General features: G+C 70.1%; 23 protein-coding genes. 9 read left to right on the forward strand and 14 right to left on the reverse strand.

Features of this window, described 5'->3' with window-relative positions; genetic code table 11:
* Window positions 1–114 precede the first annotated feature (114 nt).
* Complete coding sequence (locus tag ABKW26_RS09725) at window positions 115–2238, forward strand: DUF6807 family protein (RefSeq protein ID WP_348593136.1); 2124 nt, start codon at window positions 115–117, stop codon at window positions 2236–2238.
* A gap of 319 nt (window positions 2239–2557) precedes the next feature.
* On the opposite strand, the gene ABKW26_RS09730 is transcribed toward ABKW26_RS09725, so the two are convergent.
* Complete coding sequence (locus ABKW26_RS09730) at window positions 2558–3157, reverse strand: TetR/AcrR family transcriptional regulator (RefSeq protein ID WP_348593138.1); 600 nt, start codon at window positions 3155–3157, stop codon at window positions 2558–2560.
* Window positions 3158–3275: 118 nt separating this feature from the next.
* Here ABKW26_RS09730 and ABKW26_RS09735 point away from each other — a divergent pair, with 118 nt between their 5' ends.
* From ABKW26_RS09735 to ABKW26_RS09745, 3 genes are all read left to right on the forward strand, one after another.
* Entirely contained in the window at window positions 3276–4220 is a 945-nt protein-coding gene (locus ABKW26_RS09735) for a chlorophyllase (RefSeq protein ID WP_348593139.1), read from the forward strand.
* 52 nt (window positions 4221–4272) lie between these two features.
* Entirely contained in the window at window positions 4273–5283 is a 1011-nt protein-coding gene (locus ABKW26_RS09740; RefSeq protein ID WP_348593141.1) for a LacI family DNA-binding transcriptional regulator, read from the forward strand.
* A gap of 80 nt (window positions 5284–5363) precedes the next feature.
* Window positions 5364–6380 (forward strand): LacI family DNA-binding transcriptional regulator, encoded by a 1017-nt coding sequence (locus ABKW26_RS09745; RefSeq protein WP_348593142.1) that lies wholly within the window; start codon window positions 5364–5366, stop codon window positions 6378–6380.
* Here the strand turns inward: ABKW26_RS09745 and ABKW26_RS09750 are convergent.
* From ABKW26_RS09750 to ABKW26_RS09790, 9 genes are all read right to left on the reverse strand, one after another.
* Window positions 6377–7099, reverse strand: a complete 723-nt coding sequence (locus tag ABKW26_RS09750) for a hypothetical protein (protein WP_348593144.1) — start codon at window positions 7097–7099, stop codon at window positions 6377–6379. The two genes, ABKW26_RS09745 and ABKW26_RS09750, sit on opposite strands and share 4 nt — an antisense overlap.
* Window positions 7096–8016: a carbohydrate ABC transporter permease gene (locus ABKW26_RS09755; protein ID WP_348593262.1), complete on the reverse strand. Its 921-nt coding sequence runs from the start codon at window positions 8014–8016 to the stop codon at window positions 7096–7098. Before ABKW26_RS09755 ends, ABKW26_RS09750 begins: the two co-directional genes overlap by 4 nt.
* A gap of 11 nt (window positions 8017–8027) precedes the next feature.
* Window positions 8028–9074, reverse strand: coding sequence for an ABC transporter permease subunit (locus tag ABKW26_RS09760; protein ID WP_348593146.1), 1047 nt, complete (start codon window positions 9072–9074; stop codon window positions 8028–8030).
* 99 nt (window positions 9075–9173) lie between these two features.
* Complete coding sequence (locus tag ABKW26_RS09765) at window positions 9174–10853, reverse strand: extracellular solute-binding protein (protein WP_348593148.1); 1680 nt, start codon at window positions 10851–10853, stop codon at window positions 9174–9176.
* Between the two features lie 154 nt (window positions 10854–11007).
* Window positions 11008–12213 (reverse strand): endo-1,4-beta-xylanase, encoded by a 1206-nt coding sequence (locus ABKW26_RS09770; RefSeq protein ID WP_348593149.1) that lies wholly within the window; start codon window positions 12211–12213, stop codon window positions 11008–11010.
* Complete coding sequence (locus ABKW26_RS09775) at window positions 12210–13328, reverse strand: Gfo/Idh/MocA family oxidoreductase (RefSeq protein WP_348593151.1); 1119 nt, start codon at window positions 13326–13328, stop codon at window positions 12210–12212. Before ABKW26_RS09775 ends, ABKW26_RS09770 begins: the two co-directional genes overlap by 4 nt.
* On the reverse strand, window positions 13301–14005 hold the full coding sequence (locus ABKW26_RS09780) for a ThuA domain-containing protein (RefSeq protein WP_348593153.1): 705 nt from the start codon (window positions 14003–14005) through the stop codon (window positions 13301–13303). Before ABKW26_RS09780 ends, ABKW26_RS09775 begins: the two co-directional genes overlap by 28 nt.
* A gap of 832 nt (window positions 14006–14837) precedes the next feature.
* Window positions 14838–15470 (reverse strand): NAD(P)H-binding protein, encoded by a 633-nt coding sequence (locus tag ABKW26_RS09785; RefSeq protein ID WP_348593155.1) that lies wholly within the window; start codon window positions 15468–15470, stop codon window positions 14838–14840.
* A 24-nt stretch (window positions 15471–15494) separates the two neighbouring features.
* Window positions 15495–16160, reverse strand: coding sequence for an SDR family NAD(P)-dependent oxidoreductase (locus ABKW26_RS09790; RefSeq protein ID WP_348593157.1), 666 nt, complete (start codon window positions 16158–16160; stop codon window positions 15495–15497).
* Between the two features lie 120 nt (window positions 16161–16280).
* Here ABKW26_RS09790 and ABKW26_RS09795 point away from each other — a divergent pair, with 120 nt between their 5' ends.
* A complete protein-coding gene (locus ABKW26_RS09795) occupies window positions 16281–16844 on the forward strand; it encodes a helix-turn-helix domain-containing protein (RefSeq protein WP_348593159.1) in 564 nt (187 codons plus the stop codon).
* A 238-nt stretch (window positions 16845–17082) separates the two neighbouring features.
* On the opposite strand, the gene ABKW26_RS09800 is transcribed toward ABKW26_RS09795, so the two are convergent.
* Window positions 17083–17703, reverse strand: a complete 621-nt coding sequence (locus ABKW26_RS09800; RefSeq protein ID WP_348593161.1) for a hypothetical protein — start codon at window positions 17701–17703, stop codon at window positions 17083–17085.
* 242 nt (window positions 17704–17945) lie between these two features.
* Window positions 17946–18467: a hypothetical protein gene (locus ABKW26_RS09805; protein ID WP_348593163.1), complete on the reverse strand. Its 522-nt coding sequence runs from the start codon at window positions 18465–18467 to the stop codon at window positions 17946–17948.
* 151 nt (window positions 18468–18618) lie between these two features.
* Between ABKW26_RS09805 and ABKW26_RS09810 the strand changes: the two genes are divergently transcribed.
* Both ABKW26_RS09810 and ABKW26_RS09815 read left to right on the forward strand, forming a co-directional pair.
* Window positions 18619–19269 carry a hypothetical protein gene (locus ABKW26_RS09810; RefSeq protein ID WP_348593165.1) on the forward strand — a complete coding sequence of 217 codons (651 nt, stop codon included), beginning with the start codon at window positions 18619–18621 and terminating at the stop codon, window positions 19267–19269.
* Window positions 19266–19769, forward strand: a complete 504-nt coding sequence (locus ABKW26_RS09815; protein WP_348593167.1) for a sigma-70 family RNA polymerase sigma factor — start codon at window positions 19266–19268, stop codon at window positions 19767–19769. Before ABKW26_RS09810 ends, ABKW26_RS09815 begins: the two co-directional genes overlap by 4 nt.
* 84 nt (window positions 19770–19853) lie before the next feature.
* Here the strand turns inward: ABKW26_RS09815 and ABKW26_RS09820 are convergent, their stop codons facing one another.
* Complete coding sequence (locus tag ABKW26_RS09820) at window positions 19854–20330, reverse strand: hypothetical protein (protein ID WP_348593169.1); 477 nt, start codon at window positions 20328–20330, stop codon at window positions 19854–19856.
* Window positions 20331–20541: 211 nt separating this feature from the next.
* Between ABKW26_RS09820 and ABKW26_RS09825 the strand changes: the two genes are divergently transcribed.
* A complete protein-coding gene (locus ABKW26_RS09825) occupies window positions 20542–21114 on the forward strand; it encodes an RNA 2'-phosphotransferase (RefSeq protein WP_348593171.1) in 573 nt (190 codons plus the stop codon).
* 317 nt (window positions 21115–21431) lie between these two features.
* Here the strand turns inward: ABKW26_RS09825 and ABKW26_RS09830 are convergent, their stop codons facing one another.
* Window positions 21432–22274, reverse strand: coding sequence for a helix-turn-helix transcriptional regulator (locus ABKW26_RS09830; protein ID WP_348593173.1), 843 nt, complete (start codon window positions 22272–22274; stop codon window positions 21432–21434).
* A gap of 128 nt (window positions 22275–22402) precedes the next feature.
* Here ABKW26_RS09830 and ABKW26_RS09835 point away from each other — a divergent pair, with 128 nt between their 5' ends.
* Window positions 22403–23347 carry an SDR family oxidoreductase gene (locus ABKW26_RS09835; protein ID WP_348593175.1) on the forward strand — a complete coding sequence of 315 codons (945 nt, stop codon included), beginning with the start codon at window positions 22403–22405 and terminating at the stop codon, window positions 23345–23347.
* The last annotated feature ends 1 nt before the right edge of the window (window position 23348 follow it).

The raw sequence follows: 23348 nt of genomic DNA on the forward strand, positions 1-23348 counted from the left end.
CTCGTGTAGTAGTTTTGTAACAGTGTTCGCCGACCGGTGTCAATCACTCAGATCGGACAGCACGCGTCAGAGACGACGACTCACGATCGATCCACTCAGCGAGGAGCGGGCCACGTGCACATCCCCACCACCGACGAGACGAGCCCACGCACGGCTCACGCACCCCTGACGATCGCCCTCCTCGGGGCGGGCGGCCACGGCCGGTCGCACCTGCGCGCGATCCAAGAGCTGGCGGCCGGACCCGACGGCGAGCCCGGCCGGGTCGAGCTCGCCGCGATCGCCGACCCGAGCCCGCCGGCCGGTCTCGAGGACCTCCTCCCCGCGGGCAGGGTGTTCCGCCGTGCCGCCGACCTCTTCGCGGAGCTCTCCCCCGACATCACGATCATCTGCACCCCCATCAACACCCACGGCGACCTCGCCGAGATGGCGTTCGACGCCGGCAGCCACGTCCTCCTCGAGAAGCCGCCCACACCCTCGCTCGACGACTTCGAGCGCCTCCTCAAGGCCGCGGCCCGGTCCGGTCTCGCGTGCCAGGTCGGCTTCCAGTCGATCGGCTCGCACGCGCTGCACCGGCTCCGGGAGCTCGTCACGAGCGGTGAGCTCGGCACCGTCCGGGGCATCGGCGGCGTCGGGACGTGGCTGCGCCACGAGAGCTACTGGCAGCGGGCGCGCTGGGCCGGCCGCCGGAGCCTCGACGGGATCCCGGTCGTCGACGGGGTGGTGACGAACCCTCTCGCGCACGCGGTCGCGACGGCTCTCGCCGTCGACGGGTCCACGCGTGCCGGAGACGTGGAGAGCGTCGAGGTCGACCTCTTCCACGCCAACCGCATCGAGGCCGACGACACGTCGAGCGTCCGTATCCGCACGCGGTCCGGCACGACGATCGCCCTCGGCCTCACGCTGTGCGCATCGGCCCAGACGCCGCCCCGCATCGTCGTCCACGGGTCGCGGACGACCGCGACGCTCTACTACACGACCGACGTCCTCGAGCTGAGCGCCACGGAGGGCTCGGGGGTGCCCAGCATCACGCAGCACGGCCGGACCCCGCTGCTCGCGAACCTCGTCGACCACATCGCCGCCGGCGTGCCGCTCGTGTGCCCGATCGACGAGACCGGTGCGTTCATGCGCGTGCTCGACGAGGTCCGGGCCGCCCCCGCGCCCCGGGAGATCGACCCTGTGCACCTGCGGACCGAGATCCCGGCCGAGCCGCCGCACAGCCCGCACATCGTGGTGGAGGACGTCGAGACCTGGTGCGAGCGGGTGGCCGCCGAGCTCGAGACCTTCACGACCCTCGGCGCCCCCTGGACCGTGCCGGACGAGCCGCGCGAGCACCGTACCCTCGCCGCCCTGCACGTCGGGGACGTCGAGGTCGCCACCTACGTGGACGGGTCCGGTGCGCGTGCCACCGACGCGCCCCGCCCGCACCTCCACCCCGTCCGCACGCTCAGCGGCGTCCTCGTGAGCGACTCGGCGCCGGCCGACCACACGTGGCACGCCGGGGTGGGCATGGGTGTCCAGGACGTCGACGGCCACAACCTCTGGGGCGGGCGCACCTACGTGCGCGACCAGGGGTACACGTGGCGCCAGGACCACGGGACCATCGAGCACGACGGCTGGGCGGTCCAGGCCGACCGGTCGTGGACGGAGAACCTCACCTGGCGCGGGCACGACGAGCGTCCGCTGCTGCGCGAGCGGCGCACCGTGCGGTGGTGGGGCGTGCGCGCGGGCGCGTGGGCGCTCGAGCTCCGCACGATCCTCAGCGTGGACCCCGAGGCGGGCGACGAGCCGTCCGGCGCGGCCCCTCCTGCCCGGCCGCGGGAGGTGCGGCTCGGCAGCCCGGGGTCGCACGGGCGTGCGGGCGGCGGCTACGGGGGGTTCTTCTGGCGCGTCGCCCCGTGCACGGACGTCCGGGTCTGGTCGGCCGAGGCCGAGGGCGAGGACGCCGTCCACGGGCACCACGCGCCGTGGGTCGCGTTCGGGGCGCGGTCCCCCGAGGGCGCTCCCTTCACGCTCGTGCTGGTCGCCGCCGACGACGGCGCGGCAGCAGACCCGTGGGTGGTGCGCGCCGCGTCGTACCCGGGAGTGGGGTCCGCGATCGCCTGGGACGCCCCGACCGTCGTCGTCGCGGGTGCCCCGCTCGTGCGGGCCTTCCGCGTGGGTGTCGTCGACGGCGGGCTCTCGCCGGAGGGCGTCGAGTCGCTCGTGCGGGCGATGGAACGGACGCGCCGGGCGCTCTGAGGAACGTCGCCTTGTCCGCCGTGAGGTGTGCTGTGCCAGGGGCGGTGTCGTGGTCGGGGCGGACCTGGTGCGTGAGCACCCCGTTCGCCAGCCGGACACGGTGGACCACGCCCTCCACCTCCCAGTCGAGCACGAACGCGGCGCGGAGCGCCAGGACACGCCCTGCCCCCGATCGTCCTGCGTCCCGTCGGCGCACCACGTCATCCGTCCCGGACGATCTCGCTCCGCCCGACGTCCGTCGTGCGTGAGTGGTCCTGTGGTGCCTTGGCGCCTGTCGTCCAGCCTGTTCTACCTGGCGGGAGGGTCCGAGGGGACCGGGTCAGCGAGACTCTCGGCTGAGCACGCCCGAGACGAGCAGCTGCACGAGGACGCTGGCCTCGTAGCGGGGGTCGCTCGCGGCACCGATGCAGAGGTTGCCGATGCCTTTCAGCACGGTGTATGCGTCAACCGACGGAGCTGCGTCCACCGGCTCGAGCGCCGCGTCGAGGAGGTCACCGCACACCGGTACGAGACGGTTGACGAAGTAGGTGTGCAAAGCGTCGGACCCGGCACTGTCTCCGTGGAGTGCGCCGGCGAGGCCGTGCTTGGTGACGAGGAACTCGACGAACAGGTCCACCCATGCCCGGAGGGCCGCCTCGGGCGTCGCGCTCTCCTCGAGCAGCCGTGGGCCTGCGTCTGCACACGCCTCGACCTGGTGCCGGTACACCGCCACCACGAGCTCCGGACGGGTCGGGAAGTGACGATAGATCGTCCCCACACCGACGCCGGCCCGCGCTGCGATCTCCCGCACCGGGGCGTCGACCCCGGACGTCACGAACACCGCTGCCGCTGCGTCGAGAAGACTCTGCTGGCTTCGACGTGGACGGCCCAGCGGCTGGGGTCGCGCGGCGTGCGGCTGATCGGTCTCGGTGTCCGCCATGTGCCCGTCCTCATCCGTCCGATCGAGCGTGCTTGTATTTCGGAGCGCCGTTCCGTAACCTTGCGGAACAACGCTCCGATAATCAGTATCGCAGGGCGTGCCCCTGAGAGGAACTGCCATGACCTCGCTTCTCGTCGACTCCCTGGACCGCATCGTCGGGCCTGGCGCCCCGGTCGTCTCCGTCGCTCCCGTCACGTTGTCCGCCCCCGACCGACCGGTCCCGCTGGAGGTCCGCGTGTCCGCGCCCGCGGCCGGCACGAACCTCCCCGTGGTGGTGTTCTCCCACGGCAACGGGTGGAACCTCGACGGCTACGCCCCGCTCACCGCGTTCTGGGCTTCCCGAGGGTTCGTCGTGATCCAGCCGACCCACCTCGACTCGCGCCGGAACGGGTTCGGGTTCGACCACCCGGTGTTCCCGACCATCTGGACCGAGCGGATCGTGGATCTCACGCGCATCCTCGACCAGCTCGATGCCATCGAGGCCGCCGTCCCCGGGCTCGCCGGCCGGATCGACCGCCACCGCGTGGCTGCCACCGGGCATTCCTGGGGCGGCCAGACGGCGCAGACGCTCCTCGGCGCGCGGATCTTCGACGAGCGCGGCCAGGTCGGCGAGGACATGTCCGACAGCCGCGTCACCGCAGGCATCCTGTTCGCTGCAACCGGTGTCGGCGGCGACGACCTCCACCCGTTCGCGCAGGCGAGCTTCCCGTTCATGCGCCCCTCGTTCCAGGAGCTCACGACACCGACGCTCGTCGTGGCAGGCGATCAGGACCGGTCCGCCATGTCCAGCCGCGGACCCGACTGGTTCACCGACGCCTACACTCACAGCCCCGGCGCCACCGACCTCCTCACCTTCTACGGCGCCGAGCATGCGCTCGGCGGGATCGTCGGCTACGAGGTGGCCGAGACCACGGACGAGAACCCTGAGCGGGTCGCCGTCATCCAGCGGATGAGCACCGCGTACCTGCGGACCGCTCTGCACGTCGATGAGGACAGCTGGCTCGCCGCACGCACCGCTTTCACCGGCAGTACCGATGCGATCGGCCGCGCCGACAACAAGTAGCGCACGCCATGCCGCCGGCGGCGCCCGGACCGCGTACGGCACGATAGGTCCCGTGCCTGCCTCCGGACGCCGACCCACGCTCGTCACCGTCGCCCACGCAGCCGGCGTCTCGCGTGCGACGGCCTCGCGCGTCCTGGCCGGCTCCACGTCGGTCGACCCCACGATGACCGCCGCCGTGTGGCGGGCGGCGCGCGAGCTGCGCTACGAGACCAACCGGGCAGCCCAGTCGCTGCGCAGCGGCAGGACGGGGTCGATCGCGCTCGTCGCGGCGGCGAGCGAGCTCGACCAGGGCATCGCCGGCGCGTTCACGGCGGCACCGATCCGGGGAGCCACCCAGGTCCTCATCGAGGCGCAGGTCCAGCCCGTGCTCCTCCTCGCGGACGCCGTCGACCCCGGACGTGTCCCGGAGTACCTGCGCCGGGGGCACGTCGACGGCGCGATCGTCCTGCTGCAGCACGAGATCACGTTCCTGCACGACGAGCTGGCGGACCTCGACCTGCCTCTCGTCTACGTCGGGCGCCCTGCGGGCCCTCGGCCGCAGCACCCCGTGGTGGACTGCGACAACGCCGAGGGGGCACGACTGGCCACCCGGGCGCTGCTCGAGGCCGGCCGGCGCCGGCTCGTCATGATCGCCGGGCCGACCGACCTCGGGTCGGGCGAGGACCGCGTCACCGGCTTCCGTGACGAGCTCGAGTCGTGGGGGATGCCTCACGGGCGGATCGCCCGAGGGGAGTTCACGCTCGCGACCGGGGCGGCGGCCATGGCCCGGCTGCTCGCCCAGGATCCGACGATCGACGGCGTCTTCGCGTCGTCGGACCTCATGGCCGTCGGCGCGGTCCGGGTCCTCACGAGCGCCGGTCGCACGGTCCCCGACGACGTCTCGGTCGTCGGCTTCGACGACACGGTGGTGGCCGCGACGTGCGACCCGCCGCTCACGTCCGTGCGGCAACCGCTGGAGGAGATGGGGCGCACGGCGGCGCGGCTCCTGCTCGACGCGCCGCCGACGGGCTGGACGGACGTCCCCGTCCTGCCGACGTCCCTGACGACCCGCGAGTCCGTCTAGCGGGTGAGATCGATCTCTCCTCGCCGTCCGGGTGCAGGTCTCGTGCACCATCGGCCCTCGACAGGTGACACGATGCACGCGTGCCACCAGCCACGAGCCGTCCCACCCTCCTCGACGTCGCACACGCCGCAGGGGTGTCGCGCGCGACGGCGTCCCGCGTCCTCGCCGGTCAGACGACCGTCGACCCCGAGCTCGCCCGCCGAGTCCTGTCGGCCGCCGGCCGGCTGGACTACCGCACGAACACCGCCGCACGAGCGCTGCGCAGCGGCGCCTCGGGGTCCGTCGCCGTCGTCATCCCCACCAGCGAGCTGGACGGGCTGTCCGGCCCGTTCGTCGGCGCCCCCCTCCGTGGTGCGACGACCACGCTGGTCGCGCACTCGCTCCAGCCGGTGCTGCTGCTCGACGACGGGCGCGACCCGAGCCCGCTCCTGCGGTACCTGACGTCCGGGCACGTCGAAGGAGCCGTCGTCATCCTCCAGCGCGAGTCCGAGGAGCTCTTCCGCCGGCTGCGGTCCTTGCCCGTCCCGGTCGTCTACGTCGGGCGACCGAGCGCCGATCTCGCGGACGGTGACATGTTCGTCGACTCCGACAACTACGGCGGAGCCCGCCTGGCCACCCGCGCCCTGCTCGAGGGCGGCCGCCGCCGCATCGCGACCGTCGCCGGCCCGCTCCCCTACTTCCCGGCGGCCGAACGTCTGCGCGGCTTCACCGACGAGCTCGAGGCATGGGACGTGGCGCCAGGACCGGTCGCGCGGGGCGACTTCACCATGGCGTCGGGCACCGCGGCGACGGCGCAGCTGCTCCGCCGGTCACCGGGCGTCGACGGCATCTTCTCGCAGTCCGACCTCATGGCCGTCGGCGCACTGCGCGTGCTTGCCGCCAGCGGCCGGCACGTGCCCGAGGACGTCTCGATCGTCGGTTTCGACGACACCGTCGTCGCCGCCACCTCCGACCCGCCGCTCACCTCCGTGCGCCAGCCCCTCCAGGAGATGGGGTCGATCGCCGCAGGTCTCGTCGTGGGCTCGCTCGGCGGTGCCGCCGTCGAGCAGCCGCACGTGGTGGTGGAGACGACGCTGACGGTCCGCGAGTCCGTCTAGCCCCGCCCACGGTGGTCAGTGGGCAGTGGCCACTGGTCGGCGTGGCGCGTGAACCTCTCCATGACGTCGAGGACGACCGGACGGGACACGGCCTCGAGCATCGACACGAGCGCCCACGCCGACAGGGCGAGGAGGACGTCCGAGCCATAGGTCGTGATGCCGACGGCGACGACGAGCAGGGAGACGTGCACGAGCGTCACCCGCCACTGCGACACGAGCATCACGGCCGCGACCCGTGCGGCGTCCCGCGTCCGGAACGAGAAGACGGTCGTGACGAGGAGCATCTGCCCCGACCACAGCACGAGCACCACGCCCAGCACGGCTGCGGCCGGGCGCAGCACCTGCGCCGCGGGGACGGCGTCGCTCGCCCAGAGGTCGACGGCGAGCACCGTGGCGACGAGCAGCGCCGGCACCCACCACCGCAGCACGTCCCGAGTGCTCGACCGGCAGCCTCGCCAGAACAGCACGAAGGGGTCCTCGTCGGGCTCGGCACGCCACCCGCGGACGGCGAAGAGACCGGCCGCGAGCACCGGCGCCACGGGGAGCTGAGCGAGCACGACGAACGGCACGTTCGCCGGGGTGGCCGCCAGCAGGGTGAGCACGACGAGAGTCGGTGCGCACCCGACGGCCAGGCACACGCCGAGCGCCGCGTGCTGATACACGGCCTGAGCGAGCTGGGACAGCGGGCCGGTCCCGGCGGTCGCCTGTGCGGTGCTCATCCCTTGACCGACCCGAGCATGACTCCCGAGACGAAGTACCGCTGCACGAACGGGTACACGCAGAGGATTGGGATGATCGTGAGAATCATCGTCACCGACTGGATGTTCGCGTTGATCGCGGCCGTCGTGCTCCCGGAGAGGGCGGCCCCCTCGGAAGTCGAGGTCGAGGCGCCCGCGACGAGGTTGCGCAGGAACAGCGTCACGGGGAAGAGGTCCTGGTCGTCGAGGTAGAGGAAGGCCGCGAACCAGTCGTTCCAGATCGCGACCGAGTAGAAGAGGATCATCGTCGCGATGACCGCCTTGGAGAGCGGGAGGACGATCCGTCCGAAGATCCCGAACCAGCCGAGCCCGTCGATCTGTGCCGCCTCCTCGAGCTCGGAGGGCAGGTTCTCGAAGAAGGACTTCATGACGAGGAGGTTGAACACCGAGATCGCCCCGGGCAGGACGAGCGCCCACATGGTGTTCTTCATCCCGAGCGTCGAGATGAGCACGTAGTTGGGGATGATGCCGCCGTTGAAGAACATCGTGAAGACCGCGATCCAGATGAGGAACGTGCGGCCCCGCAGGTGCTTCTTCGACAGGACGAACGCGAAGAGGGTCGTGAGGACCATCGCGATCGTCGTGCCGACGAGCGTGTAGACGACGGTGTTGCGGTAGTTGCGCCAGAAGACGTCGTTCTGCGCCACGGCCTTGTAGGTGTCGATGTTCACGTCGACGGGCCACACGTTGACCATGCCCGCCTTGATCGCCCCCGCGCCGCTGAAGGACTGCGCGACCACCGTGACGAACGGGTAGAGCATGGCGGCGCAGAGGAGCACGAGCAGGGTCCCGTTGACCCACGTGAACACCCGGTAGCCGCGGCTGTCACGCAACCCGACCGGCTTCCCGCCTCTCGCAGATGCCGTCGGCACCGTCATCGCACTCTGGGTCACCACAGGCTCGCTCCTACCACTCGGCGCGAGATGAGATTCGCGCTCAGGACCATCACGAGGCCGATGATCGCCTGGAACAGGCCGATCGCTGCCGCGTAGCTGAAGTTGTTCGCGACGAGACCGACGCGGTACAGGTACGTCGAGATGACGTCCGCGGTCTCGTAGGTCAACGGGTTGTACAGCAGCAGCACCTTCTCGAACCCGACGTTGAGGAAGGAGCCGATGTTGAGGATGAGGAGCGTGACCATGGTGGGGCGGATGCCCGGCAGCGTCACGTGCCACGTCTGGCGCCAGCGGTTGGCGCCGTCGATCCGCGCAGCCTCGTAGAGGCTCGAGTCGACCGTGGTGAGAGCCGCGAGATAGAGGATCGTGCCCCAGCCCACGGTCTGCCAGATCTCCGTCCCGACGTAGATCGTCCGGAACCACTCGGGGCGCTGGAGGAACGGGATCGCGTCCCCGCCGAACGCCGTGACGATCTGGTTCGCGGTGCCCTGGACGGAGAGGATCTGCATCGTCATGCCGACGATGATGACGACGGACAGGAAGTGCGGAAGGTAGGAGATCGACTGGACGGTGCGCTTGAAGGCCCGCTTGCGGACCTCGTTGAGCATGAGCGCCAGGATGATCGGCAACGGGAAGCAGAACAGCAGGGTGAGCCCGCCGAGCACGACGGTGTTGGTGAAGACCTTCCAGAACGTCGGGTCGTTGATGAACAGCTCGACGTAGCGCAGGCCGACCCACTCGTCGCCGAAGATGCTCCCGCCGGGGCGGAACCGTCGGAAGGCGATGACGTTGCCGAGCATCGGCACATACCGGAAGAGGAGCAGGAACAGGACGGGGCCGAGCGCCATCGCGTAGAGCGGCCAGTCCCGCCGGAGCGCGAGGCGCCACGGGACCCGGAGCGCTCGGCGCGAGGATGTGGTGCCCTGACCGGACGGAGGGCCGGCCGGCCCTCGTGCCCCGTCAGTGCCTGGTGGGGCGGTGGTGACCTCAGCGGTGGCGGGCTCCGGCACGACCGGTGCCCGTTCACGGATGACTCTCATGACTCGCTCCTTCGTCAGGGGCCCGTCGGGACGTCTGCCCTCCGTCAGGCGACGAGGTGGACGTCCCGACGGGCCTGGTCGACACTGGCCAGGGACTGGTCAGCCGTTGTCGCCGGCGCTGTCCTTGGCCTCGTTGATGAGGTCGACGTAGCCGGCCAGGCCCTGGCCTTCGAGCTGCGTGACGAAGTCGTCCCACTCGGCGAGGTCCCGGTCACCGAGGATGAACTGCAGGGTCGCCGTGTCGACCGAGTCCTTGATCGGGGTCCCGAGGAGCGACGCCTGCTCGAGGTCGGCCTCGCTCAGGGGCGCCCGCGGGAAGGGATCGCGCGGTGTCCTGCTCTCGAGCACCGTGTCGACGTAGCTGACGAACTCGGGCTGGTTGTACGACTCCTTGAGGTCTCGCGACTCGGTCGCGCCGGCGAGGACGTCGTTGCCCCAGCCGAGGTCCTTCTTGATGTCTGTGGTCCCCGTCTCCGTGTTGATGTTGTACGCGTCGTAGGAGTACTCCGGGTCGAGGGTGATCGTGCCGTCCTCCGCCTTGGTGTACGTCTCGCCCTCGACGCCCCACTGGACGAGCTCGCGCGCCTCGGGGTTGTAGTAGAGCCAGTCGAGGAACTGGATCGTGCTGCAGAGGTTCGGGTCGTCCGCCGCCTGCGCGGTGATCATGAAGCCGTTCCAGAAGTTGCGCGGCTCGACGACCTGCCCGGCGTCACCACCCGGAGGGGCGATCTGCACGAGCTCGTAGTCCGTCACGCCTGCGGCGTCGAGCGCGGCAGCGAACTCCTGGACCGTCCCGGACGCTCCCGAGGCGGCGAAGACGTCCTCCGCAGCGACCTTCTCGATGACGGTGCCGGTGCCGTCGTTCGGCGCGGTGAACGACTCGGTGTCGAGCAGGCCGTCCGCGGCGAGCCCGTGGAAGTACTCGAGCATGTCCTTGTAGCCGTCGGTCGTCGCCGCGTAGACGAACTCCCCCGCCGCCTCGTCGTAGAACATGCCGTTCCCGAAGCCCCAGCCGCCGACCGTGCCGAAGGCGTGAGACGCATAGTTGAGCATCGACTGCCCCTCGAAACCGTCCGCGAGCGGCAGGCTGTCCGGGTACTTCTCCTTGATGAGCTCGAGCCCCGTGCGCAGCTCGTCCCACGTCTCGGGGACGGGGGCACCGACCTCGTCGAAGATGTCCTTGCGGATGATGAGCGAGAACGCCGGCACCGAGACCTCCTGGAGGCCCGGCGTCATGTAGTAGCTGCCGTCGGACTGCCGGAGGTTGTCGATCATCTCCGTGAGGTCCCACTCCTCGACGTACTTCTGGAAGTTCGGCATGTACTCCACGTAGTCGCTCAGCGGGAGCACGGCCCCCGACGCGGCGTACTGGCGCTCGTCCCCCGTGTACACGAGCGGGATCACCGTGGGGGCGTCCCCGGCACTGATGAGCAGGCCGCGCTTCTCGAGCGCGTCGCTGAACGGGATGTGGGTCGTGGTGATGCGGACGTTCGTGCGCTCCTCGATCTCGTCGAAGATCTCCCAGGAGTCCGCGACGGGCGTCTCCGGCCAGTCGGTCCAGAGCATGCTCACCTCGATGGGCTCGGGAGAGGTGAACTGCTCGTCCGCGGCGTAGTCCTCCACGGCGCAGGTGAGGTCGACGGGCTCGCCAGCGGCGGAGCTCTCCCCTCCGTCGCTGTCGGAGCAGGCGGCCAGGGCGAGTGCCGAGACGGCGGCGACCGCGGCGCTCCTGCGCAGCAGCGTCGGTCGCGGGGGTCGGGCGGGCGTGACGGGAACCATGATTCTCCTCATTGAGATCGGGTTGCGGTGCCGTGCTGGGATGCGGTCGTGCCGGGTCCTGCTCGGGGTGGTGCCGGTTGCGGCGCGCGGTGGTGCCGGTGCGGGTCAGGGTCGTCGCGGGCGCCTCACGGCGGCCGCAGGCCGGAGGCGTCGCTCACAGCGCCACCTCGAGGACGCGCTCCTGCTGACCGGCGACGAGGTCGACGGTGGCGCTCGTGCCGTCGACGTCCACGGCGTACGACCCGGCGAAGCCGGCGAGGGCGAACCGGCCGTCGCCGTCGGTCCGGACGGTGGTCGGCTCGAGCCACCACGCGCCGCGGACGAGGTCGCGCAGCGCGTGGTACGCGGGCTTCGGGGTGCCGTCCACCCGGACGAGCCCGGCGGGTGCGCCGAGCCAGGCCCCGGCGTCCCCGATCCCCCAGTACGTCACCGACGCGACGGCCGGGTGCTCGACGAGCGTCGTGTACTGCCGGACGATCTCCTCGGCCTGCCGCGCCTCGCCCTCCGGGGTGCTGGGCCAGTCGTCGACGACGTGGTCGTTGAGGTCGTCGATCTCCGCGGGCATGAGGTCGCCGGAGACGAGGGTCGTCTCGGTCCAGTGCAGCGGCAGACCGAAGCGGGCGAACCTGTCGGAGATCTCGCTCAGCTCGTCCTCGCCGCGGAAGCCCTGGTGCATGTGGGACTGCAGGCCGATCGCGTCGATCCGGACACCGGCGGCGAGCACGTCCTCGACGAGCTGCTCGTACTCCGGCCCGAGGTCGAAGTCGTTGAGCACGAGCGTCGGGGTGGCACCGGTGGCCAGGGCCTCGTCGACGGCGAGGCGGACCATCTCGACGCGGCCCTTTGCAGCGCACATCCGCGTGATGGCGTTCGGCACGCCGTCCGGCTCGTTGGTGAACCGCGGCATGATGACGACCTCGTTGATCGCGTCCCACGTGTCGATGAGCCCGGCGAAGTCGGCGACCTCGCGGCGGACCCTCCCGCGCAGCAGCTCCTCGGCCTCGGCGAGCGGCAGCTGGTCGACCCACGGCGCCTTGACCGTGTGCCAGACGAGCGGGTGCCCCTTGAGCCGCACGCCCCGGTCGGCGAACCAGCACGCCGAGGCCATGAGGGTGTCGTGCCTCGTCGTGCCGCGCTCGGGCTCGTAGCGCCCCCAGTAGACGGGGAGCGTCGCCGTGTCGAAGAGGTCGAGCCAGAGCCGTTGGTGCTCCGGCGACGCGTCGGCGACCTCGAAACCGGCGCAGCCGAACTCGAACGCGTGCCGGACCTGGCGGACGGTGACGTCTCGGTGGGCGAGCGGCTCCCCGGTGGTGTCGGTGAGGTGGACCGTCGCCGTCCCTCGCCGGTGGTCGGTCGTCATGCGTGCACCTTCCACGTCTCGACGCCGGTCAGGGGGACGAGGTCGGGACGGGCCGGCACGCTCGTGATCGCCGTCCGGCGGCCCGTGCTCGCGGACTCGAGCAGCCCCGACATGATCTCCATGACGTGCAGACCGACCGCCCCGCTCGCCCGGGCCTCCGCGGGTGGACCGCCGAGGCCGGCGGCCCCGACCATCTCGAGCAGGCCGACCCCGCGGGACGACTCGACGAAGCCGGCCCGCGGCGCGACGAGCTCCCAGGACGTCCCGCCGCGGGTGAGGAGCTCGACGTCGCCGGCGAACGTGTTGGGGTCGGGCACCGCGAGAGCGCCTTCCTCGCCGTAGACCTCGATGGGGCGCGCTCGGGTGCCCGGTGCGTCGAAGCTCACCGTCACGGTGGAGATCGCACCGCCCGCGTGCTCGAGTGTCCCGGCGACGTGCGTCGCGACCTCGACCGGGATGACCTCGCCCGCGCGCGGGCCCGAGCCGATGGTCCGGGAGTCGCGCAGCCGGCCCGCGGCACCGTTCACGGCGACGACGGGACCGAGCAGGTGGACGAGGCTCGTGAGGTAGTACGGACCCATGTCGAGCAGCGGCCCGCCACCGGCGCGGTAGTAGAAGTCCGGGTTCGGGTGCCACGCCTCGTGCCCGGGCGAGACCCAGGTCGCGACCGCGGCCGTGGGCCGACCGATGTCCCCGGCATCGACGACAGCTCGAGCGGTCTGAACGCCGGTCCCCAGGACGGTGTCGGGGGCGCAGCCGAGCCCCACGCCTGCCGCCCCGGCGGCCTGCACGACCGCGCGAGCGTCCGCGAGCGTCGCAGCCAGCGGCTTCTCGCCGTAGTGGTTCTTGGCGCTGCGCGCGCACGCGAGCGCGATCTGGGCGTGCGCGCCGGGCGTCGTGAGGTCGAGGACGGTCTCGACGTCGTCCGCGGCCAGCAGCTCGTCGACCGAGCTCGCGCGCGTGCCGGGCAGCCGGGCGGCGACCTCGGCGGCGCGCGACGCGTCGAGGTCGGCGACCGCGGCGATGCGAACACCGGGGTGCTCCGCCAGCGTGGTGAGGTAGGCGTCGAGGATGACACCGAGACCGACTACTCCGATTCCGTGCGGCTCGCCCACAGGAGCCCCCTCTCCACGATGGTGCGGACGTTCGGGTCGACCAAGACCTCGGGAGAGTGCCCGGGGGTGGCCACGAAGATGCGTCCCGCGCCCCAGAGCCGGGTCCAGACGGCGGGCGACGTGAGGGGACGGTGCCACGGGTGCCACGGCTGGACGGGGTGCGTCGTCGTCGCGAGGACGTCGACGAGGTCGTCGTGCAGCACCCAGTACTGCTCTGTCTCGAGCTCGAAGTCGTTGATCCCCGCCATGATCGGGTGCGCTCGACCCTCGTCCGTGACGGACACGGTGTACGTGAGGAAGTTGTCGGTCTCGTCCCCGCTCCGCTCCTCGGGGTGCTTGCCCGGGTGCGTGGCGAACTGGCCCCCGACGAGCTGGAGGTAGTCCGAGCTGTTGCGATACGAGTCGGCGATCCCTCCGTGCCAGCCGGCGAGCCCCGTCCCAGCAGCGACGGCGGCGCGCAGGCCCGCGACAGCCGGTCCGCTGATCTCCGACATCGTCACGCACTGCAGGACCAGGTCCACCTCCGCCATCCGTGCGGCGTCGGCGTAGACCTCGTTGTCCTTCTCGATGTCGACCTCGAAACCCTGCTCACACAGGAAGGGCACGAACAGGTCGGTCGCGGCCTCAGGCTGATGGCCGTCCCACCCGCCTCGCACCACGAGTGCTCGTCTTCTCATTCCGGTGATGTCCTCTCTCATGCACGGTCGGTGCGACCGCGGCGGTGTGGGCCCTCGTCGGGGCGGGCGGCTGAACGGGGTCTCCCGTCCGGTGCGCGTCAGGGCGGGCGCTGGCCGATCTTGGTGTGCGCTCGCGGGTCGGTGCGCTCGCCGGTGTGGACGCGCAGGTGGCCGAGCACGTAGCCGAAGGCGTCATCGCCCATGCATCTCATCCCCCCGGACTTGGCAGCGGCGGTGCTGCCAGAGATCGATCTCTGGGGAGATCCTGCCTCAGGAACGTTGCCTTGTCTAGAGTCGCCGAACCGCGGATGTGGGAGCGCCTGAGCTGAGAGATCGCGATCTCAGGTGTGTCTCAGCGCGCTCGAGAAGATGGCCGGGACTCCACGAAGACGACGAGGGCATCGGTTGCGGAGGCGCACCTGGCGGATCCGATCACTCTGCAGCCGTTGCTCTCCCGTCCTCACACGGGTTCGAGCAGCGGGACGACGCCCGCCGGATACTGTCGCACGCCGTCGACGGAGGACACGTCCTTCGAGGTCCCCGGAATGGCCGGCGTCTGATCGGCGAACTGCGTTCGCGGGTCGAGACGCGTGCGAGTCCGATCAAGGTCTGTCGCGGTTGTGCAGTCACCGTGCCTAGCGGTACGTAGGTGTCGGACTCGAGCCGCGAGACACGACACGCCGATCCACAGTGCGAGCACAGCGACTCTCTCATGGGTGGTCGTTGACGGACGCCAGCCGCACCCACTGCGCGATGTCGGGCACCGCCGAGGAGATCGGCCGCCGCCGCTCGCGGGCCGTGCCGCCCGCGGGGGCAGCACGCGAGGCAGCTGTCAGTTGCTGATCCGCAGCTCTTGCTGGGCGTATCGCGGATCAGTGGCCTGAGCGAGCATGAACCCCGCGAGGTCGGCGCGAGAGATACGCCACCGGACCCGGTCTCCTGCGCCGGTCGACGTGCGCACTCTGACGCTTCCCGATCCCGGCTTGTCGTGGGGCATCGTGACGACCACGGTCGTCCAGTCGAGATCCGAGCCGCGAATGGCCTCGCCCACCTCTGTGGACTCGGGCCCCAACCTGAGCAGGGCGTAGCTCGCCCTGCTCAACGCGCGCATCAGCGGATTGCGGGGAACCAGAATGCTCGGCCCCCAGCTGAAGACGAGCCTGCGGACCCCATGTCTGCGCATCGCGGCCACGATGTTGCGCGTTCCCGCCGCGACGGGCATGTCCTTGGATCCGCCGACGAGGTTGGGGGTCAGGGTGGCGAGCACGGCGTCGGCACCGCGAACGACGTCCTCAACGGCGACCGCGTCGGTCAGCTCGCCTCGCACGACCCGCAGCCGTTCGTGGCGCAGGTCGAGCTTCGCCGGATTGCGGATGAACGCCACCACATCGTGCCCTGCGGCGAGTGCCTGTTCGACGAGGTGCATGCCCGTGCGACCGGTGGCGCCGAAGATGATCAGTTTCATCGTGTCTCCCTAGCGTGGTCTGCGTCAGCCGCTGTAGGCGACGTAGTGCAGCTCGGGCTGCCGACGCTCGTCGTGCAGCCGTCCCAGCGCCTCGGCGATGACATCGGGCTCGGCGTCGGGGTGGCCGCCTCCGATGAGCGCGGTGATTCCCATGTGCGCGACGTAGACGCCCTTCGACTGGAGCGCGGTGTGCAGATTGAGGGTCCAGTTGCGGAGTCCCGCTGCGGCGATGTTCACGTTGCCGAGGAAGGGCATCGGGTTGATGGAGCCGCCACCGGTAGTGACGAGGACGGTGCCTTCGCCGGCCGCGATCATGTCCGGCAGCACGGCCCCGACAGCGCTGAGGGCGCCTCCGAGATAGAAGTCGATCTGCGGTTGCAGGTTCTCCATCGTCACATCGAGGACGTCCACGTGCCCGAGGGACGGGTCTGCCGGCGAAAACTCGAGCACGTCGATCGGGCCGAGCGTGTCCCTGATCGTTCGAATGGCGGTCGTGACGGTGTCCGGTCGGCTGATGTCGGCAGCAAACCCGTGGGCTGTGATTCCTTCGCCCACGAGGGTCTGGACGAGGGAGTCGAGCCTGGTCTGGGTGCGCGCCACGAGAGCAATGTGAAACCCCCTGCGTCCGAAGGCGCGGGCGATCTCGAGCCCCAGCCCGGGGCCGGCTCCGATGATGGTGATGCGAGGCATGATGCGTCCTTTCGTGTCCCGGCGGCGCGCAGGCGTCGCAGGGGTGGGTTAGATTGAGGTCGTCCTCAAGTTGCTCAACATCACATGTTGAGGTCGCCCTCAATATCCAACGGAGTCGTCATGACACGTACCAACGGCCTCCGCCGAGACGCCCAAGCCAACGTCGAGAGGCTGCGCGCCGCCGCACTGACGGTCTTCGCGCGCCGTGGGCTCTCCGCCCCGCTGGAAGAGATTGCTCGCGAGGCAGGCGTGAGCATCGGGACGCTCTACAACCGGGTCGGGTCCCGGGAGGCCCTCATCGACGCCGTGGTCCCCGCAGTCGCCGGTGAGAAGCTCTTGGCACTCAAGGAGCAGTCGCTGAGCCAGCCATCGCCTCGCGGACGGTTGGAGGCGTTCATCGCGGGGATGATCGACCTGCAGCTCAGCGATCCGGCGTTGAGCGATGCCATGCTCCGTCGCTTCCCGAACGCAACCTCGCTCATCGAAACATGCGATCGGTCGACCGCGCTCGGTCAGGATCTGATCGACGACGCCCACGCGTCTGGCGCCCTCTCCCGAGACTTCACCGCCGACGACCTCATGACGGTGCTGTGGATGGCAGGAACCGCAGGCCACGACCCGTCAGCCCCCGCAGGGTGGCGACGCGTCGTCGACCGCAGTATCGCCGCAGCCTGGACAACCTGACGACAGCGGCGCCTCACGCACCAGTTCGGCGACGTCCGCCACATGACCGACGACGATGGGCTTGAGCCCCGACCGGAGACTTGCGGCTCGCCCTCACCCTCCGGCCGAGACATGCGACATCGAACGGCGCGGGAACCACGACATATCGATGCGAGTCACACGGCCAGGGACCGAACTGCACACACGAGACGTGTTCCAACCCATGGGTTTGAGGGGGTGTGGATCTCTTCGGCTGACGTCACCGTTCAGGGCTGAGCAGGGTCAGCTCGAGCAGGATCGTGCTGGACCAGTCCGGTTCGGTGTCGACAGGCACGCTCAAGCGGCGGAGGTAGTCGTAGAGCATCTCGCTCGTGAAGCGGCGCTTCTTCAGCCGGTGCCGGTATGCAGTCAGGTCTTCGAAGTCGTACGGTGTGCCGCTGGTCTCGAAGACCCATCTGCCTCCGTCGTGAGCGGCGGCGATCGAGCGCTCGACGTTGAGCGGGGTTTCTCCGTCCGGGCCGTGAACGACGAGGATGCGTGCGGGGTACCCGGGCCCGTCGTCGTCGACACACACTGCGCGAATCGCGCGGCGCGAGAACACCTCGGGGACGTGAATCGGCAAGCCGCCTACATCTGTTCCCCGGGGGCCGTCCGTCAGGATGAGGGACCAGGCGCCGACCTTGATGCACGCGCGGCGGGTGACGGGTCCAGGTCCACCCAGCGCGGCACCTGCCTCCACGACGGAGGCCCACCCCGGCGAGCTCGCCGTGCAGCCCTCGCCGAGCTCGGCCTGGAGCCACGTGGCCAGTCGCTCATGGTCGACGTCGAAGAACCCGACCTCTTGCGTGGTGAGTCCGGCGACCTGGGACGGGAGCTTCATGGGACCGAGTCTGCCCTCTCGATGAGCTCGAACCGGCTCTGATGGCGGATGATCTGCGACGGAAACGACCGCCGACCATCGGCAGCGTCGAGGCCGGCGTGTACCGACGAGACGCCTCGCAACCCATGCGTTGCGAGGCAATCATCGGACCGCTTCTCAGGAGCCGGGGCATGCCTCACAGATTCCTATCCCGCGCCGCCAGCTGTGGCCAAGCCGTCGGAGCAGGCACGGCATGATCGCAGTCACTCGGTGTCAGCGAAGTGGACCGATGACGCTCCCGCCGCGCGCAGCAACCACTGCAGAGCACCCGTGGGGGAAGGCCACCCCAGAACCTCCACGAGGACTGTGCCCCCGCCGTCTTCGTCGATGCGGGCGTCCCACCAAAACCACTGACGCTCGTCCGGCTCCATCCAGTACAGCCAGTCAGCAAGAGTCCAAGATCTCTCGTCCTCAGCCCGGGCCCGCGCTTCCAGGTCGAGGCCGCGCCACCACACGTTCCACTGTTCGACCGCCTCCGGGGGGCGCTCGGGTGAGCATGCAGCCACGAACCATTCCGGCAGGCGAGCCGTTCCGGTACTCGGTGAGCGCAGCTCGTCCAAGGTCATGGACAAGACTGCTCGGAGGACGTCCTTCGTCTTCTCGATCACATCGACCACAGCGCCCTCAGATATGACTTTCGCCTCGATGAGGCCGAGCCTCCCGGGACTCTCGTCCGGACGGGGACCGAAGCTGACGCGCCGGGACTCTTCGCTCGTTTCGCTCACGCGGTCACTGTAGCGAGCGTGTTCGCGACCCTGACTGACGGGCGGCGGAGTAAGCACCGGCTCGGCCGACGAGGGACAGCAGCGTCTCTCGCGCTAGCAAAGGATGGGAGGGCTCGTGGACGTTTGGCTACCTCCCGGACATGTACTAGGTATGAGCAACCTCGAGCAGAGCGCGCCTCGCGCGGATGAGCCGGATTCCTTCGACGACCGCCTTGCCCTGTCCGTGCCGCCGACGGTGGTGCCCGATGATTTCGACACGTTCTTAGTGCCGATGGTCGCCGAGGCGCGTCTGGATGCCCGCAGAACTACTCCGCCACGGGCCCTCCGCCGCGTTGCCGGTGTCGGTGCAGTCGTCCTGCTCGGGCTAGGTGGCGTCGGCGCGGCGGCGGCGTCCACCTGGGGCGGTTGGGAGCCTTGGTGGACTGACGACGCGAACGGCGCCTTCACGTACACCCTGCCCAGCGGCGCAGTGTGTGAGGAGCAGCTGGGTAATATCCAGGGCATCGACCCTGCCGCCGACGAGGCGATTCGCAGCTGGTTCGATGAGACGGACGTCGTCGCGCAGGCCGAGGTCGAAGCGGAGATTCAGCGAATGCGTGCGGACACCACCGTTGCGGTGCTGGAGGACGGCACCGAGGTGGACGCCAGCTACGGCACCGACTACTACTTCCCCGCCGACGAGGAGTATCGGATGGCGATGAACGTCGCCGTCGCCGACCTGATGACTGCCGAGCTGGCGCGCCTCGGGTTTGAGGCAGAGAGCTACGATGGCGCGGCTTCCTGCCCTGGGGCACAGTGGTGAACCGCGCCCACGAAGCCCACGTCACCGCAATCCTCACGTCCAACGGGGCGGACCTCCTGCGCCACTTCCAACGACGCGCACCGCAGGAAGCGGCGGACCTGCTCGGCGAGGTCATGACGACGACCTGGCGCCGCGTGGCAGACGTCCCCGCGAACGAGCTCGAGGCGCGCTTGTGGCTGTTCGGGGTCGCACGGCGCGTCATGGCCAACCACGAGCGCGGCCAGGTGCGCCGCCTGCGCCTCGCTGAGCAGCTGCGGGCGCGGCTAGCGGTGCAGACGCCGGCCACCCACGAATCCTCAGCAGTCGTAGGCTCGGAGGTCCGAGACGCCGTCGACCGGTTGCCGGTCGATCTGGCCGAGCTGGTTCGACTCGTGCACTGGGACGGCTTCACCCTCACCGAAGCCGCACGCATCGTCGGGCTCAATCCCTCGACTGCCCGCAGCAGGTACGCCCGAGCCCGAGCCGAGCTGCGCACAGCGCTCACCTTGAGCGTCGACTGATAGACACCCAGCTCGGCATCCGTTCGCCATCGAACGGGACCGCTGCACGAAGAGGTGACAACTGGTCTCAGGCGACGTGAGCTATCAGTCGTTGAGGATCATGTCCACGACTTCTTGAGCACTGTCGGCGGACGACAGTGGAATCGTCACGGCATCACCCATGACGGGTTCTGGAACCGCCACAGCCGACCGAATCTCATCACCGATCCTCAGGACGAGGCGCGCATCGCCTCCGTCCTGGACGGCCTCCTCCGTGAGCGACTTCAGAACCGCCGCCCCATCATCAGTGAACGTCAGATCGACTGCATTCTGCCCCTCATTCTTGGCAACAGCAGCCTCGTCGACGGTCGCCGACTCGAAAGCCGCCGGACTCATCACGTACTGACCGTCGATCGGAACGCACTGCGGATCCGAACCCTCAGCGCACGTCTCCGACACCGCTAGCTCGATCGTTCCCCCAGAGGCCTCTGACGTCTGGCCTGACTCCACCCCAGCGGAACACCCGCCTACCGCCAGTGCGACGAGGGCAAGCAGGGAAAGGCCGCGCGTTCGAGGATCCACTGATTCGCTCCCTTGGGACTCCGAGCTGCCCGCTGGCACGACCCGTGCTCATGAGGCTAGGGGAACCGATCAGGATTCTCTATGCACGCGACCCGACTGCGCCGCACCGCGTGTCTCGCAAGCGGCGGCCCTGTCAGGTGTCGATCCCCGCGCCCGCCGCCCAGAGTTCGAAGGCCCTCGACGCGCTGCATGCCGCCGATACCCTGGCCCCATGACGATCACCGACACCGACCTGAGCCGGGCCGTCTCGCACGCGCTGCGCCACGAGCCGTGGGTGTACGAGATCGAGCTGGACGAGGAGGGTTGGACGTCTGTCGACCAGCTCCTGCACTCTCTCCGCGAGAAGGGTGGCGGGTGGGAGTCGGTCGACCGCTCCTCGCTGGAGCAGATGCTCACGGCAGCGGCCAAGCGTCGTCACGAGCTCGACGGTGATCGGATCCGGGCGCTCTACGGCCACTCCCTGACCGGCGGAGTCCTGAAACACCCCGCCGTCCCACCGGCCCGGTTGTTCCACGGCACCGCGCCGCGCACCTGGTCAACGATCGAGGCGGACGGGCTGCTGCCGATGAGCCGACAGTTCGTGCACCTCTCCGTCGACCGCGACACCGCGTCGTCGGTCGGCCACCGCAAGAGCGCGAGCCCGGTCATGCTCGTGGTCGACGCGGCCGCCGCCGCGCGGGACGGCGTGGCCTTCTATGCGGGCAACGAGCTCGTCTGGCTCGCCGACCACGTCCCGGCGCGCTACATCACGGAAGATCGTGGAGCTGGGCTCGACGACTCCTAGAGACATGCGACGACGAGATGTCGCCACACGTCGCGTCACGAAGCATGCGGCTACGAGACGGGAACGAACCGGAAGCCTTTCGATGTGACCGACCGAGGGCGTGACGAATGGCGTTCATGGGATGCCGGATCCCGCGGTGGTCGTCCGCACGACGCTGGACGCCGTCGAGGCCGGCGACCTCGAGGTGGTCGTCGACGAGTGGAGCGCGATGGTCAAGACCTCGTTGGCCCAGGACCCCCCGCGCGTTCTACGACCGCTTCCACACAGCCTGACCTGTCCGCTGACGTCGGCGGACTGCGCAGTCACCGTCGGCCGGGTCAGGCGAGCGGCTGCGCGCCGACGACGGCGAGCAGCTGGAGCTTCTCGTGGCTCTCCGTGCCGGGGACCGCGGTGTAGACGAGCAGGGAGTGGGACTGGGCGGGGTCGATCAGCGTCTGGCAGGTGAGATGCAGGGTGCCGAGCTCCCGGTGGACGAAGTGCTTGCCCTCGGGAGGCCGTAGGCCGACCTCTTGCAGCTCCCAGACGGCTCGGAACTCCTCGCTCCGTCCACGAAGGTCGTCGACGAGCTGGCCGGCGCGCGACAGCCGGCCGCGCCTGCTCATGACCTCGCGCAGCCCGGAGACCCAGAGCCGGGACAGGAAGGCGTGGTCCTGCGGTGCGTACAGCTGCCGGCTGGACGGGTCGGTGAACCAGCGGTACCCGATGCTGCGGGCCGGCCCGGTCAGGTTCGCGGTGTCCCCGGTGAGCGCGACGCCCAGCGGCGTCTGGCGCAGAGTCTCGCCGAGCTCGGTGACGATCTCGGCGGGCGTGTCCTCCAACCGGTCGAGGATGCGGAGCAAGCCGGGGCTGACGTGCTCGCTCGGTGCGCCCTGGGCGGGAGGATGGTGTCCGGCGAGCCGGAACAGATGGTCGCGCTCGGCGATGGACAGGTGCAGCCCCTGCGCGATCGAGGCGATCATCTGCTCCGATGGTTGCGGCCCGGTGCCGCGCTCCAGACGGGCGTAGTAGTCGGTCGACATGTGGCACAGCACCGCGACCTCCTCGCGGCGCAGGCCCTGGGTCCGCCGGCGTCGGCCGCGCGGCATCCCGACGTCCTCGGGCTGCAGGGCCGCACGGCGGTTGCGCAGGAACTCCGCCAGCCCGGGTCGGTCGATCGTCATGCACCCTCCTCGGGTCGTCCCCACAGTTCTACAGGGCGGCCGGTCCGGCAACCACTGACTGACGAGCCCTGGCTAAGGATCCCCGTCCACGCGACCGTTGGGGCACCACCACGACCTGGAGCAGACCGATGACACGCAGACCTCTCGACATCACCGTCCCCGACCTGACCGGCAAGCGGGCGGTCCTGACCGGCGGCAGCGACGGGATCGGGCTCCGCATCGCGACCCGGCTGGCCACCGCTGGCGCCGACGTCGTGCTGCCCGTCCGCAACCTGCGCAAGGGCGAGGCCGCCATCGCGACCATCCGCCAGACCGTTCCGGCCGCGTCCGTGTCGCTGCACGAGATGGACCTCGCGTCCCTGGAGTCTGTCGCGACCTTCGGGGAGATCCTGCGCAGCGAGGGCAACCCTGTCCACCTGCTCATCAACAACGCCGGCGTCATGACCCCACCCGACCGGCAGAGCACCGTCGACGGGTTCGAGCTCCAGCTCGGCACCAACCACCTCGGCCACGTCGCCCTGGTCTCGCACCTTCTCCCCGTGCTCCGCGCCGGTCGCGCGCGCGTCACGTCGCAGATCAGCGTCGCGGCGAACCAGGGTGCGGTCAACTGGGACGACCTGGGCTGGGAGCGTTCGTACGACGGCATGCGCGCCTACAGCCAGTCGAAGATCGCTCTCGGCCTCTTCGGTCTCGAGCTCGCTCGACGCAGCGACGCCCACGGGTGGGGCATCACCAGCAACCTGTCCCACCCCGGCGTCGCTCCCACGAGCCTCCTGGCCGCCCGCACCGAGCTCGGGCGCGCCGGCGACACCCGGAGCGTGCGTGTGATCCGCTGGCTGTCTTCCCGCGGCATCCTCGTCGGCACCCCGGAGACCGCCGCGCTCACCGCCCTCTACGCAGCGACCTCGCCCGAAGCCCGAGCGGGACGGCTCTACGGCCCCAAGGGCCCCGGTCACCTGGGCGGTGCACCCGCCGAGCAGACGCTCTACTCCCGCCTCCGCAGCGAGGACGAGGCCCGCCGCATCTGGGACGTGTCCGAGGAGCTCACGACGGCCCCCTTCCCCGTCACCTGAC

It is taken from the genome of Sanguibacter sp. 25GB23B1, from assembly GCF_040012415.1.
Lineage (GTDB): Bacteria > Actinomycetota > Actinomycetes > Actinomycetales > Cellulomonadaceae > Sanguibacter.